This is a genomic window from Bradyrhizobium sp. CCGUVB1N3 (assembly GCF_024199925.1).
Lineage (GTDB): Bacteria > Pseudomonadota > Alphaproteobacteria > Rhizobiales > Xanthobacteraceae > Bradyrhizobium.
In genome coordinates this window covers 562,469-578,155 of sequence record NZ_JANADR010000001.1, presented here as the reverse complement: position 1 = coordinate 578,155, position 15,687 = coordinate 562,469, and the positions used below count along the sequence as shown (strand labels likewise).

Annotated in this window: 9 protein-coding genes and 1 pseudogene; 5 read left to right on the top strand and 5 right to left on the bottom strand. The window is 64.5% G+C overall.

Going from position 1 to position 15,687, the window contains the following annotated elements:
* Positions 1-17: 17 nt before the first annotated feature.
* A complete protein-coding gene (locus tag NLM33_RS02585) occupies positions 18-1,751 on the bottom strand; it encodes a winged helix-turn-helix domain-containing protein (protein WP_254094392.1) in 1,734 nt (577 codons plus the stop codon).
* A gap of 189 nt (positions 1,752-1,940) precedes the next feature.
* Here NLM33_RS02585 and NLM33_RS02580 point away from each other — a divergent pair, with 189 nt between their 5' ends.
* Positions 1,941-6,614 carry an S-layer family protein gene (locus NLM33_RS02580; RefSeq protein ID WP_254094390.1) on the top strand — a complete coding sequence of 1,558 codons (4,674 nt, stop codon included), beginning with the start codon at positions 1,941-1,943 and terminating at the stop codon, positions 6,612-6,614.
* Positions 6,615-6,717: 103 nt separating this feature from the next.
* Positions 6,718-8,214 carry an autotransporter-associated beta strand repeat-containing protein gene (locus NLM33_RS02575; RefSeq protein ID WP_254094388.1) on the top strand — a complete coding sequence of 499 codons (1,497 nt, stop codon included), beginning with the start codon at positions 6,718-6,720 and terminating at the stop codon, positions 8,212-8,214.
* A gap of 45 nt (positions 8,215-8,259) precedes the next feature.
* Here the strand turns inward: NLM33_RS02575 and NLM33_RS02570 are convergent, their stop codons facing one another.
* Together NLM33_RS02570 and NLM33_RS02565 are read right to left on the bottom strand one after the other, a co-directional pair.
* On the bottom strand, positions 8,260-9,117 hold the full coding sequence (locus NLM33_RS02570; RefSeq protein ID WP_254094386.1) for an IS3 family transposase: 858 nt from the start codon (positions 9,115-9,117) through the stop codon (positions 8,260-8,262).
* Complete coding sequence (locus tag NLM33_RS02565) at positions 9,114-9,515, bottom strand: helix-turn-helix domain-containing protein (RefSeq protein WP_254094384.1); 402 nt, start codon at positions 9,513-9,515, stop codon at positions 9,114-9,116. Before NLM33_RS02565 ends, NLM33_RS02570 begins: the two co-directional genes overlap by 4 nt.
* Before the next feature lie 51 nt (positions 9,516-9,566).
* On the opposite strand from NLM33_RS02565, the gene NLM33_RS02560 reads away from it, so the two are divergent.
* From NLM33_RS02560 to NLM33_RS02550, 3 genes and pseudogenes are all read left to right on the top strand, one after another.
* Positions 9,567-11,261: an autotransporter outer membrane beta-barrel domain-containing protein gene (locus NLM33_RS02560; RefSeq protein WP_254094382.1), complete on the top strand. Its 1,695-nt coding sequence runs from the start codon at positions 9,567-9,569 to the stop codon at positions 11,259-11,261.
* Positions 11,262-11,335: 74 nt separating this feature from the next.
* Entirely contained in the window at positions 11,336-12,604 is a 1,269-nt protein-coding gene (locus NLM33_RS02555) for an IS256 family transposase (protein ID WP_254094380.1), read from the top strand.
* Positions 12,605-12,635: 31 nt separating this feature from the next.
* Positions 12,636-12,968, top strand: a pseudogene (locus NLM33_RS02550) (autotransporter outer membrane beta-barrel domain-containing protein); the annotation flags it as partial.
* A 391-nt stretch (positions 12,969-13,359) separates the two neighbouring features.
* On the opposite strand, the gene NLM33_RS02545 reads toward NLM33_RS02550, so the two are convergent.
* Positions 13,360-14,481 carry a polyamine ABC transporter substrate-binding protein gene (locus NLM33_RS02545; RefSeq protein ID WP_254094377.1) on the bottom strand — a complete coding sequence of 374 codons (1,122 nt, stop codon included), beginning with the start codon at positions 14,479-14,481 and terminating at the stop codon, positions 13,360-13,362.
* Between the two features lie 7 nt (positions 14,482-14,488).
* Positions 14,489-15,682 (bottom strand): aminotransferase, encoded by a 1,194-nt coding sequence (locus NLM33_RS02540; protein ID WP_254094375.1) that lies wholly within the window; start codon positions 15,680-15,682, stop codon positions 14,489-14,491.
* Between the last annotated feature and the right edge of the window lie 5 nt (positions 15,683-15,687).

The following is a 15,687-nucleotide window of genomic DNA, read 5'->3' as shown; positions in this document are numbered from 1 at the left end:
CCTGATCGCCGCCGCCCTCACTGCTCCGGCAATCCTGCGTCGACCTCGGCCTGAACGACGCGCTCCCAGGCTGCGATATTCACCGGACTTGCGTTCTTCATCGGCGGCGAGACGTTGAGCCTGGTCGTGCCGGGCCGCAAGCGCAGTCCCTCCGCGATCGCCGCCTTTGCCTCCTCGAACCGGCCCAATCTCTGGTACGCGGCCGCGAGCAGCAGGTGCGAGCGGCCGGTCGCCGGCGTGATGGCGATCGAGCGTTGCAGCCACGGCAGCGCTTCCTCGTCACGTCCCATCAAGACATTCGCCATGCCTGCGCCGAGCAGCCAGGTCCAGCGCGAGGCCGGCGGCGTATCGTAACGATCGGCTTGCCGGAATGTCGTGAGCGCATCGTCGAAGCGGCCGAGATAGATCTGGCCTAAGCCGATCAGATAGAGCGCAGACCCGTTCCACGGATCGAAGCTCAAGGCCTTGGCGCAGGTGACGAGACTTTCCACGAAATGGTTGGTCGCGCTGAGAAACCGGCAATAGGCCTCGAGCACCGGAATGGAATTCGGCTTTGCCCGCAATGCGCGCTCGAGCGTCGCATTGGCCTTCGCCTCGACCGTAACAGCCTCCTCCGGGCTGAACCAGACCATCTGGATGCCGCGCATCTGCAACGAGGCGAGCGCGACGGCAAGATCGACATTGTCAGGATCGTCGGTAAGCGCCTTCTGCAGCATGGTCTGCGCCGCGCCGAAACGCTCGCGCGTCGTCTGGTTGATCGAGGCGAGCGCCTGCTCGACGGCGACCCTGTCGCCGCCCGCGGATTGCCCGCGGCTTGAGGGCGAAGACGCGCTGGGCTCCAGCATTTCGTTGAGGCGGCGCGCAAGCACATGACCGGCGCCCGCGACAAGCCGGGACTGCGCAAGCTGCGCGTCCGCCTCATCCGCGTTGGCCGAAGCCGCGACCACCGACTGAACCTCGCCGGTGGCTGTCTTGATCATGCGCGCCCGCAGCGTCCAGGACTGATCGCTATGCTGCAACTCGCCGCGTATCTCGTAGTCGGGTGATGCAGCCCGCGCACTGGTGCTTTCGACACCCGCCAACGCTGGCGATCGTGGCGCAACCACGCTGATGTTCTGGATCTTCGCAAAGCCGTCCGTGAGGCGGCCGGTGACCTCCTCCGCCATCGCCGGGCCGCGCGAATCGTTGCTGGCGTCAACGATCGGCATCACGGCGATGCGCGGCGGCGTTCGCCGGAACAGGAGGTCCGGCTTCAGCACCGGCGCGGCCACTGCAAGCCCCGCGATCACACCTGTCACGGCAACTGCGGCGACCATGGCCCGTCGGCTGAAGGCGAAGATGGAGCGGTGCGACCTCGCCTGTAGCGGGACACCTTCGGCCGGCGCAGCAGGCCGTGCGTCCACGGCCTGGGCGAATGGAGGCGCCTCGGCCTCCGCCGTCACCTCCGCCTCGGCCTCAACCTCCGCCGTCAGCAGATAGCCGCCGCCGGAGGCGAGCTTGATCAGCTGCCGCCGCTCGTCGCCGAGCGCGCCGCGAAGCTCGCGGATGCATTGGAAGAGGTTGTCCTCGCCGACATGGACGTTCGGCCAAACCGCCTCCATCAGCTCCTGCTTGCTGAGCACCCGGCCGCCGCTGGTGGCGAACAGGCGGAGCATCTCGAAGGTCTTTGGCCGGAGCTTGATCGCAACGCCATCCGGCCCCCGCAGCTCCCCGCGCTGTTGATCCAGCCCGAAGCCGGCGAAACGAAGCAATTGATCCCCCCAGCCTTTCTCTGGCCGGCTCATATAGAGGAACTGTGTCGAAAAAGCCCGAAAAGTTTCTCTGAAACGGAAATATCAGAAACTTTCAGAAACTGACCGCCCCCTTATCAGGACACCCCTGCGGCCCCAATGCGATGAATCCCGTCGAGGACTCGCGGTTCGTGCGGTTTGGGGGATGTGGTGAAGACGGGGAAAGATTGTTTCAAAGCGACCCGCCGGCTGCGGGCCGCGCTGTTGACGTCGTCGGCGCTGGTTTTGGCCTGGATGCTGCCGGCCACGCCCTCCCGCGGCGCGTCGGATGGCACCTGGCTCACCTCTCCCAGCAGCAACGACTATAACACCGGCTCCAACTGGAGCGGCGGCTTCGTGCCGGTGGGCACGGCCACCTTCGGCGCCTCTGATACCACCAGCCTGGTGATTTCGAGCGCCAGCGTCGGCGGCTGGACCTTCAATGCCGGCGCCTCGAACTACACCTTTAACGTCAGCAACTCGCTGAACTTCACGGGCGCCGGCATCACCATCAACGGCGGCAGCGCCACCATCACGAACAACTCCTCGCTGGCTTTCCAGAACACCAGCACGGCCGGCGGGGCGACAATCAACAACAACAGCTCCCTTCTTCAATTCGGCGACAGCAGCACGGCCGGCAACGCAACCATTACAAACAACAACGGCAGCACGACGATCTTTTACGGCAACAGCACTGCGGGCAACGCAGCCATCACCAACACCAACCTCCTCTTTTTCTATGACTACAGCACCGCCGGCAGCGCCACCATCACCAACAATGGCGGCATCACCTTCCAGGACTACAGCACGGCCGGCACCGCAACCATCACCGTCAATGGTAGCGTCACCTTTCAGGACAACAGCACGGCCGGCGCTGCGGCGATCGTCAACAATGCCAACGCCTTGGTCGACTTCAGCCAGACCGCGGGCCTCAACGGCGACAACAAGATCAGCGCCGGCTCGATCGCGGGCGCGGGCTTGTACCTGCTCGGCGCCAATGAGCTGACCGTCGGCTCCAACAATTCCTCGACCGAGGTGAGCGGCGTCATCGCCGGCACCGGCGGCTCGCTGGTCAAGATCGGCACCGGCACGCTGACGCTGTCCGGCGCGAACACCTACACCGGTGGCACCACGATCAATGGCGGCACGTTACAGCTCGGCACGGCCGCCAGCGTCGGCACGATTCTGGGGACCGTTACCGTTGGCGCCAGCGGCACGTTCGACGTCGTCAACGCCAACACCAGCGGCGTCACCAGCATCTCCAACGAAGGGGCCGTGATCTTCCGCAACACAAGCAGCGCCGGCAGCGCCACGATCACCAGCACGGGACACGGCACCATCGACTTCTACGACCAGAGCACGGCCGGAAGCGCCACGATCATCAACAGTACCACCGATACCACCTACGCCGTGACCTTTCACAACATAAGCTCGGCCGGAACCGCGAACCTCAGCAACGACATCTACGGCACGTTCTATTTCCGCGACGCCAGCACGGCAGCGAGCGCAACCATCAATAACGCCAACAACAGAACGACGGCGTTCTACGACAACAGCACGGCCGGTCACGCGACCATCAACAACGACGGCTTGACATACTTCTACGGCACGAGCTCGGCCGGCAGTGCCACCATCACCAATTCCAGCACCGGCCAGGTCATCTTCCAGGACTCGAGCACGGCCGCGAACGCCATCATCGGCGGCGGCAGCAGCTATACTTTCATAGGTTTCTACGATGCGAGTTCGGCCGGCAGCGCCACCATCACGGCCAACGGCCAATTGTCTTTCCGCAACACCAGCACGGCTGGCAGCGCGACCATCACCGTCAACAACTTGGGCTACGCGTATTTTCTCAACACCAGCACAGCCGGCACCGCAACCATCAACAACGACGGATCGCTTTCTTTCGGCGGGTCGAGCACCGCCGGCAATGCCGTCATCACCAGCACCAACTCAATCGACTTCCGTCAAAACAGCACGGCCGGAAGCGCTGCCATCACCAACAATGGCAGCTTGAACTTCGGGAACTCGAGCACTGCGGCCAGCGCAACCATCACCAACAACTTTGCGGCGTCGTTCAACAGCGCCAGCACGGCCGGCAGCGCAACCATCAACAACACCTACAATCTGTCATTCACCGGCACCAGCACCGCCGGCAACGCCGTCATCACCAACAATACCGGCGGCCCCATCAACCCCAACGGAATGACCTGGTTCCGGGACAATGCTACCGCCGGCAATGCGCAGTTGATCAACAACGGGGCCAACACCTTCTTCGATTTCTCCGGCAGCTCCGGCCCGAACGGCGACAACAAGCTCAGCGCCGGCTCGATCGCCGGCGACGGCACCTTCTATCTCGGCGCCATCGAGCTGACGGTTGGCAGCAACAATCTGTCGACCACCGTCAGCGGCGTGATCGCCGACGGCGGCTATAGCGGCGCCACGGGCGGGTCGCTGGTGAAGACCGGCACCGGCACGCTGACGCTCACGGGCACCAACACCTATACCGGCGGCACCACCTTCGCCGGCGGCACTGTCAGCGTCGCGTCCGAAGCCAATCTCGGCGACCTCGCGGGCAGTCTGACCTTCAAGGGCGGCGCCTTGCAAATCACGGGCACGACCTTCAACACCACCGCACGCACCATCAACTGGAGCGCCGCAGGCGGCACGTTCGACATTGCGGATGCAGCCAACAATTTCACCGTCAGCCAGGGTCTCAGCGGCGGCGGGTTGACCAAGTCCGGCGCCGGCACGCTGACCTTGACCGGCGCAGACACATTTTCCGGCGTGACGATTGCCGACGGCAAGCTGGTGTTCCTCGATACCACGGCCGGCAGCACGACCATCACCAACAACGCGCAATTGGCGTTCTACGGCAACTCCACGGCCGGCAACGCGATCATCATCAACAGCGGCAATGTGCTGTTCGACGGCAATTCGACGCCAGACAACGCGCAGCTCATCAACACCGCGTCCACCGCCGTGATCAACTTTTGGACCCCCGGCCCGAGCAGCGACGGCAAACTCACCGCCGGCTCGATCGCCGGCAACGGACGCTTCGACCTCAATAGCATTGAACTGACGGTCGGCAGCAGCAATCTGTCGACTGAAGTGACCGGCGTGCTCACCGGCGACGGGAGTGCGACCGGAACGTCGCTGATCAAGGTCGGTACCGGCACACTGACGCTCTCGGGCGTCAACACCTACACCGGCGCGACCATTGTCGATGGCGGTGCGCTCGTCGTGAACGGATCGATCGCAGCGTCGAGCAGCGTCACCGTCAACAGCGGCGCAACCCTGGGCGGCGGCGGCACCGTGGGCACCACGACCGTCAACGCCGGCGGCACGCTCCTGGCCGGCAACGGCACCGCCAACTCGTCGCTGACCGTCGCGGGCAGCCTCGCGCTGCAATCCGGTGCCTTCTACATGGTGCAGATCAATCCGGCGACGTCGAGCTACGCCAACGTCTCGGGCACGGCGACGCTGGGCGGATCGACGCTCCAGGCGGTCTATGCCAATGGCAGCTACGTCAACAAGCAATACACCATCCTGACCGCTGGCAGCATCAACGGCACATTCGGTTCGGTCGTCCAGACCAACCTGCCGTCGAACTTCCACAGTACGGTGAGCTACGACGGCACGCATGCCTATCTGAACCTCGTTCTGAACTTCGTTGCGCCGTCAGGCAGCGGGCTGAGCGGCAACCAGCAAAGTGTCGGCAATGCCATCATCAACTCGTTCAATACCAACGGCGGCATCTCGCTGGTCTATAGCGGGCTGACCGCGGCCGGCCTGACGCAGGCCTCCGGCGAGACGGCGGCGGGGTCGCAAGGGACCACGTTCCAGGCGATGGGCCAGTTCATGGGCCTGCTCACCGATCCCTCCGGCGCGGGCCGCGACACCGGCGGCTCCGCTCCGCCGGCCTATGCGGACAGCGCGCCGGCGGGTGCTGCGCGCGACGCCTTTGCGATGCTGGCCAAGGCGCCAACCTTTGAGCAGCGCTGGAACGTGTGGGCTTCCGGCTTCGCCGGATCGCAGACAACGGATGGCAGCACCGCGCAGGGATCGAACAGCACGACCAGCCGCCTGTTCGGCACCGCCGCCGGCGCAGAATACGCTTTCTCACCGCAGACGCTGGCCGGCTTCGCGCTCGCCGGCGGCGGCACCAGCTTCTCCGTGACGGGCGGCGGCACCGGCCGCTCCGACCTGTTCCAGGCCGGCGCCTATCTCCGCCACGCCAACGGCCCGAGCTACATCTCCGCCGCGCTGGCCTATGGCTGGCAGGACGTCACCACCGATCGCACGGTGACGCTCGCCGGCGTCGATCGCCTGCGCGCCGAGTTCAATGCCAATGCGTGGAGCGGCCGTATCGAAGGCGGCTATCGCTTCGTTGCGCCGTGGATCGGCGGCATCGGCGTGACGCCCTATGCCGCGGGCCAGTTCACGACGTTCAACCTGCCCGGCTATGCAGAGTCCGTCGTCTCGGGCAGCAATGCCTTCGCCCTCGCCTACGGCGCCAAGAGCGTCACCGATCCACGTAGCGAGCTCGGCCTCCGCACCGACAAATCGTTTGCCATGGCGAATGGCGTTCTCACCCTGCGCGGCCGCGCAGCCTGGGCGCACGACTTCAATCCGGATCACTCCGTCGCCGCGACCTTCCAGGCCCTCCCCGGTGCAAGCTTCGTCGTCAACGGCGCGCGGGCCGCCAGCGACTCCGCCCTCACCACCGCCTCCGCTGAGATGAAATGGCTGAACGGCTGGTCGGCGGCGGCAAGCTTCGAGGGCGAGTTCTCCAACGTAACGCGCTCCTACGCCGGCAAGGGCACGGTGCGTTATGCGTGGTAGGCGGCACGTCCGCGCGCTGGGCGGAGCCCTAAGGCCGGGACGAGAACGCCTCACAGCGCCCCGCCGGCTGCGGGCCGCGCTGCTGACGTCGTCGGCGCTGGCCTTGGCCTGGTCGCTGCCGGCGACGCCGGCTCGTGCGCAGGACGCGACCTGGCTCGCGTCTCCCAACAGCAATCGCTATGACTTCGACACCAGTTGGAGCACCGGCACGGTGCCGACGGGCACCGCCTCCTTCGGCGCCTCGAACACCACCAGCCTGTCACTTCCCGGCAACGACGAAGCCAACACGACGAACGTCGGCGGCTGGACGTTCAATGCCGGGGCGGGAAATTACACCTTCACCAGCGGCCAGTTGCTGAATTTCAACGGCGCGGGCATCGTCATCAACGGCGGCAGCGCCACCATCAACGTCATCGACGGCGGCGTCAATTTCCTCAACGCCAGCACGGCCGGCGGCGCCACCATCAACAACAACAATCCCTACAGTGCCGTGAATTTCTACAACACCAGCACGGCGGGGTCCGCGACCATCACCAGCTATGGTGACGTGAATTTCTACAATTCCAGCACGGCCGGCAGCGCCACCATCACCATCAATTACAACGGCGAAAATGGGGGACGGCTGCTCTTCAACGACACGAGCTCGGCCGGCAGCGCCACCATCACCAACAACATGTTCGTGTATTTCAAGAACACGAGCACGGCCGGCAGCGCCGCCATCGCCAACAACGGTTCCGTGGGTTTTTCCGCCGCCAGCACGGCCGGCAATGCGACCATCACAAACAACACGAGCAACAGCTACCTGAGCTTCTCCGGCACGAGCACGGCGGGCAACGCTGCCATCATCAACACGGCCGGCACCGTCGATTTTTCCGCGTCGACGGGGCCTGCGGGGGACGGCAAGCTCAGCGCCGGCTCGATTGCGGGCGCCGGCAATTTCTTTCTGGGCGCACGCGAGCTCACCGTCGGCGGCAACAATCTGAGCACGGAAGTGAGCGGCGTGATCAGCGACTGCGGCACGAGCCCGACGTGCTCCGCGGCGGGCGCGACCGGCGGATCACTGGTGAAGATCGGCACTGGCACGCTGACGCTGTCCGGCGCGAACACCTACACCGGGGGCACCACGATCAATGGTGGCACGTTGCAGTTCGGCAATGGCGGCACCAGCGGTTCGGTGGCCGGGGATATCACCGACAACGCAGCGCTCATTTTCGACCGCTCGGACACGGTCAACTTTGGCGGGGTCATCAGCGGCAGCGGCACGCTGGAAAAGCTCGGTGCCGGCACGCTCATCCTCCAGAGCGCCAATACCTACACCGGCGCCACCACGGTCAGCGCCGGCACGCTGACCATTCTTGACAGCGTTGCGTCGAGGCTGATCACGAACAACGCCACACTGGTCTATAGCTCCAACTCCACGGCCGGCAGCGCTGTTATCACCAACAACCATCAGTTGACGTTCGACACCAACGCCACGGCCGGCAGCGCTACCCTCACCAACAACCAACAGCTGCTGTTCACCGCCTCGTCAACGGCCGGCAACGCCAACATTACCAACAACAACCAGCTGACGTTCGACACCAATGGACTGCACCCCTGAAGTGAGACACGATAATTTCAGTGACAGCGGGGTTGTCACGATGCGTTATCGCGCTTTGTTTTGGGCGAACGCGGTTTCGAATTCAAGAGGCGACTGATATCCGAGCGCCGAATGGAGGCGCTCTTTGTTGTAGACCTCTGCGATAAAGCTGTTGATGTGGCGGCGCGCGTCGCCCAGGTCAGTAAAGGCCCGGCCGTTGACCTGCTCGGCCTTGAGCGTCTTCATGAAGCTTTCGGCCTTGGCGTTGTCGAAGGGATTGCCCGGCCTGCTCATGCTGATGGTGATGTCGCGATCGGCCAGTCGCTGGCGATAGGCGATGGACGCATATTGCACTCCGCGGTCGGAGTGATGGATCAGGCTGCCGGGTGCCGGCTTCCTGGTGGCGATGGCTTTCTCCAGTGCAGCGATGGCGAGTGAGGCATCGAGCGTGTCTTCAAAAGCCCATCCGACAGCCTTGCGCGAGAAGGCATCCAGAATGACGGCGAGATAGGCGAAGGTCTTGGCGAGATGGACATAGGTGATGTCGGCGACCCAGATCTGATCGGGTGCGGATGGCACCAGGCCGCGGACCAGATTGGGGACGACGAGAACGCCCGATGGCCGTTCCGCAGGCGGCTTCAGGAACGGCGTCTTGCGCTGCGCGAGCAGATTATCCTGGCGCATAAGCCGCTGAACTTTCTTGGCATTCACCGCCATACCTTGGCGCCGGAGGGCAGCTGTCACCCGCCGATAGCCGTAGAAGACGTGCTTGAGGCAGATGCGCTGGATCACATCGCGCAGCTCGCAATCTGCTGTCTCGCTGCTGCGTTTGGCGAGATGGCGGTAATACGTCGCGCGCGGCAGGCCCGCGAGGCGGCATAGTCGCTGCACGTCGGCGTTTGCGTCTGTTACCTGCGAAGTCATCGCTTGGATGACTTCGACGATGCGGATGCGGGTTTGCCTTGCGCTGCCGGCCGCTCCAAGGCGCGCAAGGCTTGTCGAAAAAAATCGAGATCCATCTGCTGGCGCCCCACCAGCCCTTCGAGCTCGGCGATGCGCGCTTTGGCGAGCGCGAGGGCGGAGCGCTTGTCGTTGTACGTCGCTAGCGGCTTCAGCTTGCGGGGGCCAGGCTTGGGTCCGCGCTTGCGGTTCAACCCGTCTGGCCCATCGGCCTTCCACGCCTTGATCCAGTCGTGGAGAATCTTGCGAGAAATCCCGAGTTCACGGGCTACCGGCAGAACGCCGTCGCCTCTCTCAACCCGCTTGATCGCCTTTATTTTGTAGGCCGTCGGAAACTGACGGTTCTTTCCTTGTACTGCCACAGGTCATCCTTGAAATGCCTGTCACTGAAATTATCGTGTCTCGCTTCAGGGGTGCAGTCCACCAACGCCACGGCCGGCAGCGCCCTCATCATGAACGTCGGCCACTCGCTGTTCGAAGGCAACTCCACGCCCGGCAACGCGCAATTGTTCAACGCCTCGGTCGGCTCCGTCTTCGACCTCTCGATGACCTCTGGTCCGAACGGCGATAACAAGCTCACCGCCGGTTCACTCCTCGGCGGAGGGACATTCGAGCTCGGCGCCAACGAGCTGACGGTCGGCAGCAACAATCTGTCGACCAACGTCACCGGCGTGATCGCCGATGGCGGATCCGGCGGCGGCACCGGTGCCTCGCTGATCAAGGTCGGCACCGGCACGCTGACCCTGGCGGGCATCAACACCTATACCGGCGCCACGACTGTCGGCGGCGGCGTCCTGCGCGTGGACGGCTCGATCGCATCCTCGATCGGCGTGACGGTGGATGCGAGCGCCGCGCTGATGGGCACGGGAACGGTCGGCGGCACCGCGATCAACAGCGGCGGCGCGCTGCTCGGCGGCAATGGCACCGCCGGCACATCGCTTGCGATCTCCGGCAATCTCGCGTTCCAGTCGGGCGCCTACTATCTAGTCGCGGTCAATCCGGCGACGGCCTCCTCCGTCAACGTGACAGGTAGCGCGACACTGGGCGGCGCAACCGTCAATGCCGTGTTCGCGCCGGGCAGCTACGTCGCCAAGCAGTACACCATCCTGACCGCCGGCAGCGTCAGCGGCACGTTCGGTTCTGCCGTCCAGACCAACCTGCCGTCGAATCTCCAGACCACACTGAGCTACGACGCCACGCACGCCTATCTCAACCTGGTGCTGAGCTTCGTTCCGCCATCGGGTGGCAGCCCGAGCGGCAATCAGCAGAGTGTCGGCAATGCCATCATCCGCTCGTTCAATGCGAACGGCGGCATCTCGCTGGTCTATAGCGGGCTCACGGCCGCCGGATTGACACAAGCCTCGGGCGAGACCGCGACGGGCGCGCAGCAGGCCACCTTCCAGGCCATGGGCCAGTTCATGGGCCTGCTCACCGATCCCTTCAGTGCCGGCCGCGACACCGGCGGCTCCGCTCCGCCGGCCTATGCGGACAGCGCGCCGGCAGGCGCCGCGCGCGAGGCCTATGCCATGCTCACCAAGGCGCCACCGGCCACGACGTTCGAGCAGCGCTGGAGCGTGTGGGCTTCCGGCTTCGCCGGATCGCAGACGACGGATGGCAGCACCGCGCAGGGATCAAACAGCGCGACCAGCCGCCTGTTCGGCACCGCGGCCGGCGCCGAGTATTGGTTCTCGCCGCAGACACTGGCCGGCTTTGCGCTCGCCGGCGGCGGCACCAGCTTCTCCGTCGCCAATGGCGGCAGCGGCCGCTCCGACCTGTTCCAGGCCGGCGCCTATCTCCGCCACACCAACGGCCCGAGCTACATCTCCGCCGCGCTGGCCTATGGCTGGCAGGACGTCACCACCGATCGCACCGTCACCCTTGCCGGCGTCGATCGCCTGCGTGCCGAGTTCAACGCCAATGCGTGGAGCGGCCGGCTCGAAGGCGGTTATCGCTTCATTGCGCCGTGGATCGGCGGCTTCGGCATCACGCCCTATGCCGCGGGCCAGTTCACGACGTTCAACCTGCCGGGCTATGCGGAGTCCGTCGTCTCAGGCAGTAATGCCTTTGCACTCGCCTATGCCGCCAGAGCTATGCGGGAAACTGGGTGATGACGGACTGAGATAGGCGGCGTATCGAGGCGGGTGTCGAGCCTGCCAGAACCTCTCAAGGAGAGCGATACGCCATGAACGAGACTAGCAATATTGTTGCCCTTCGTCAGCCCGACGATATCGACGATCCACTGACCAATATTCTGCGAGCTGGTGCTCGGCAACTTCTGGCGCAGGCCGTGGAGGTCGAAGTCGAGACGTTTCTTGCCACGGTGAAGGATTTGAAGCTGGCCGACGGGCGCGCCCGTGTCGTGCGACATGGTTACGGCCCGGCGCGGACGATTGCGACCGGCATCGGCCCGGTCGAAGTGGCGCGGGCAAAGATTCGCGACCGTGGAGCGGCCAGCGATGGCGAGCGGATCCGGTTCAGCTCGGCGATCCTGCCGCTGTGGGCGCGGCGCACCCGGAGCCTGGATGCGCTGTTGCCGGTGCTGTATCTGCGCGGCATCTCGACCGGCGATTTCCGGGAGGCACTGACGGCCCTGCTGGGCAAGGACGCGCCAAACCTGTCGCCTGCGGTGGTTTCTCGGCTGACGGCCGAGTGGCAGGGCGAGTACGAGCGCTGGCAGAAGCGCGATCTGTCGGCGCGACGCTACGTGTATGTGTGGGCCGATGGCGTCTTCCTGCAGGCGCGCATGGAAGACCACGGCGAATGCATGCTGGTGCTGATCGGCGCGACGCCGGAAGGCAAGAAGGAGCTGATCGGCTTTCAGGTCGGCGTCCGCGAGAGCGCGCAGAGCTGGCGTGAGCTCCTGATCGACGTGAAGCAGCGCGGGTTGCAAATCGCCCCTGAAATTGCCGTTGGTGACGGCGCGCTCGGCTTCTGGAAGGCGCTTGACGAGATCTGTCCCGGCACGCGGCACCAGCGCTGCTGGGTGCACAAGACCGTCAACGTCCTGGACAAGGTCCCGCTCTCGGTGCAGGCCAACATGAAGAAGGACCTGCGCGAGGTCTATTGGGCGCCGAACCGGGCGGCCGCCGAAGCGGCGATCGACATCTTCGCCCAGAAATATCGCGCCAAGTACGGCCGGGCGGTCGAATGCCTCGCCAAGGACCGCGACGCACTGCTGGCCTTCTACGACTTCCCTGCCGAGCATTGGGATCACTTGCGCACGACCAACCCCATCGAAAGCGTGTTCGCGACCGTGCGGCACAGAACCGTGCGGACGAAAGGATCGCTGTCGGCAACGACCGCCAGGCTGATGGTGTTCAAGCTGGTTATCGCCGCATCAAAAACCTGGCGGCGGCTCAAAGGCACAAATCAGTTGCCGAAGATCATCGCAGGTGTCAGATTCAACGACGGCATCGAGGTCATCCAAATGCCGGCAACCCACGCCGCCTGATCACCTCGTCACCCAAAATTCTGCATAGCTCGCCGCCAAGAGCGTGACTGATACGCGCAGCGAGCTCGGCCTGCGTACCGACAAGTCCTTCGCCCTTGCGAACGGTGTCCTCACCCTGCGCGGCCGCGCCGCCTGGGCGCACGACTTCAATCCGGATCACTCCGTCGCCGCGACGTTCCAGGCCCTGCCGGGCGCGAGCTTCGTCGCCAACGGCGCACGGGCCGCCAGCGACTCCGCACTGACCACCGCTTCCGCCGAGATGAAATGGCTCAACGGCTGGTCGGCCGCCGCGACCTTCGAGGGCGAGTTCTCCAACGTGACGCGCTCCTACGCCGGTAAGGGCACGGTGCGTTATACGTGGTAGGCGGCGTCACTCCCCTGCTCTCTCGACAGTCATTCCGGGGCGCTGCGGGCGAGGTGCTTGGGGTTTTGCGCCTGCGGGCCGATTAAGCCAAGCCTCATCGCGACTTAGGCACCGCCACGCCAGTCAACCCGGAGGTGGCGGATCTACTTTGCATGGGGTTGTTTTGCAGGTTTTGGTTGCCGCGTTGATATCAGGCACAACGGCAGCCCCTCTACCGTCCCGTTCCGAGGGGAGCCAGCCTGCCCGTTCCTCATCCTGAGGAGCGCGGAACGCGCGTCTCGAAGGATGAAGGCCCCGCTGGTGGCCTCGCCCTTCGAGACACTTGCTACGCAAGCTCCTCAGGGTGAGGGTCTGGCTTTGTGGACTGTTTCGCTCGCAGAATGCGGTGTGACTATCGCCCCGTCTTCACCTTGGTCCAGAGCCGGTTGATGATGCGCTGGGTCGCCGGATCGCGCGCCGTGATCACGAACAGCTTTGCGAGCGTCGCCTCGTCCGGATAGATGTTCCTGTCGCCCAGGATCTTTGGGTCGACCAGCTTTTGGCTCGCGAGGTTGCCGTTGGCGTAGGACAGGAAGTCCGAATTCTTGGCGGCGACGTCCGGGCGGTAGAGATAGTTGATCAGCTCGTAGGCTTCCGCGACGTTCTTGGCATCCGCGGGGATCGCGAGATTGTCGAAGAACATCTGCGCGCCCTCCTTCGGGATCGTGTAGCCGATCTCGATGCCGCTGCTATCGTCTTTCTTGGCCTCAGCCGCGCGGGCTCGGGCCTGCATGATGTCGCCGGACCAGCCGACCACGAAGCAGATCTCGCCGGTCGCGAGCGCACTCAGATATTCGGACGAGTGAAATTTTCGCACGGAGGGCCGGACCTTGGCGACGGCATCGGCGGCCTTCTCCAGGTCCGCCTGCTTGGTCGAGTTCGGATCGAGCCCGAGATAGTTCAGCGCCGCCGGGAAGATGTCGTCGGCGGAATCGAGCATGTGCACGCCGCAATCTCTGAATTTTGCGAGGTTCTCCGGCTTGAAGACGATGTCCCAGCTATCGATCTTGGCATCCGGCCCGAGGATCTCCCTCACCTTCTTGACGTTGTAGCCGATGCCCGTCGTGCCCCACATGTAGTTGGCGGCGTAGACGTTGCCGGGATCGTAGATGCCAAGGCGCTGCGTCACCACCGGCCAGGCATTGGCGAGGTTCGGCAGCTTCGACTTGTCGAGCTTCTGGAAGATGTTGGCCTTGATCTGACGCTGGAGGAAATACGCCGTGGGCACCACGACGTCATAGCCGGACTTGCCGGCCATCAGGCGCGTCTCCAGCGTCTCGTTGGCGTCGAAGGTGTCGTAGACCACCTTGATGCCGGTCTCCTTGGTGAAGGCCTCAAGGACATCCGGCGCCATATAGTTGGACCAGTTGTAGAAGTTGACGACGCGTTCCTCGGCCCCTGCCGGAGCGGAGAACAACGTCAGCGCGGCGATTGCGAAACCAAGGCAAAGCCAGGAGCGGCTGACGTTCGTCATCTCAGGTCTACCTCTTGCGTCTGCGCACCGCGTCCGACAGCCGCTCCAGCGCGGTGTCGAGGGTTTCGTCCTTCTTGGCAAAGCAGAAGCGCACCACCGAGGTCACCGGGTCCTGCTCGTAGAACGCCGACACCGGGATCGCCGCGACTTTGTAGTCCTTCACGATGCGCCAGCAGAACTCGGTGTCGCTCTCGTTGAGGCCGAGCGGCGACAGGTCGACGGTGAGGAAGTAGGTGCCCTGCGACTTCAGCACCGGGAAGCCAAGGCTTTCGAGCCCCTTCGTCAGGCGATCCCGGCTCCGCGCCAGATCCTTGCGCATCGAGACGAAATACTCGTCCGGCTTTCCGAGGCCATAGGCGACCGCGGCCTGCAGATTGGGCGCGGTGGTGAAGGTCAGGAACTGATGCACCTTGGCCACGACGCGCAGCAAGGGCGGCGCGGCGCAGACGAAGCCGATCTTCCAGCCCGTCAGCGAGAAGATCTTGCCGGCCGAGCCGATCTTGATGGTGCGGTCCCGCATGCCCGGGATGGTGATCAGCGGGATATGCTTGTGCTCGTCGAAGGTGACGTGCTCCCAGACCTCGTCGCAGATCGCGATGACGTCGAACTTCTGGCAGTAGCGCGCCAGCAGCTCGAGATCCTCGCGCGGAAAGACGACGGCGGACGGATTCAAGGGGTTGTTGAACAGGACCGCCTTGGTCTTTGAATTGAACACGCTTTTCAGCATGTCCTCGTCCAGCCGCCAGTGCGGCGGCTGCAGCCGCACCAGGCGCGGAATGCCGCCGGCCTGGCGGATGATCGGCAAATAGGAATCATAGACCGGCTGGAAGCAGACGACCTCGTCGCCGGGCTGCACCACCGCGAGGATCGCCGAGGTCAGCGCCTCGGTGCCGCCGGAGGTCACCATGACCTCGGACATCGGATCGAGCTTCAACCCATGCCAGTGCCCGTAATGCGTCGCGATCGCCTGGCGCAGCTCGGGAATGCCCATCATCGACGGGTACTGGTTGTAGCCGTTCACCGAGGCTTCGGCCGCGGCGCGGCGGATGTCCTCGGGACCGGGATCGTCCGGGAAGCCCTGGCCGAGATTGATGGCGGCATTATCGCGCGCGGCCTGCGACATCGCCTCGAAGATGGTCACGGGCAGGTCCGCGAAGACCTTGTTCAGGGAGGAGCTCTTGCAGGTCATCTTGGACGACATCGGGT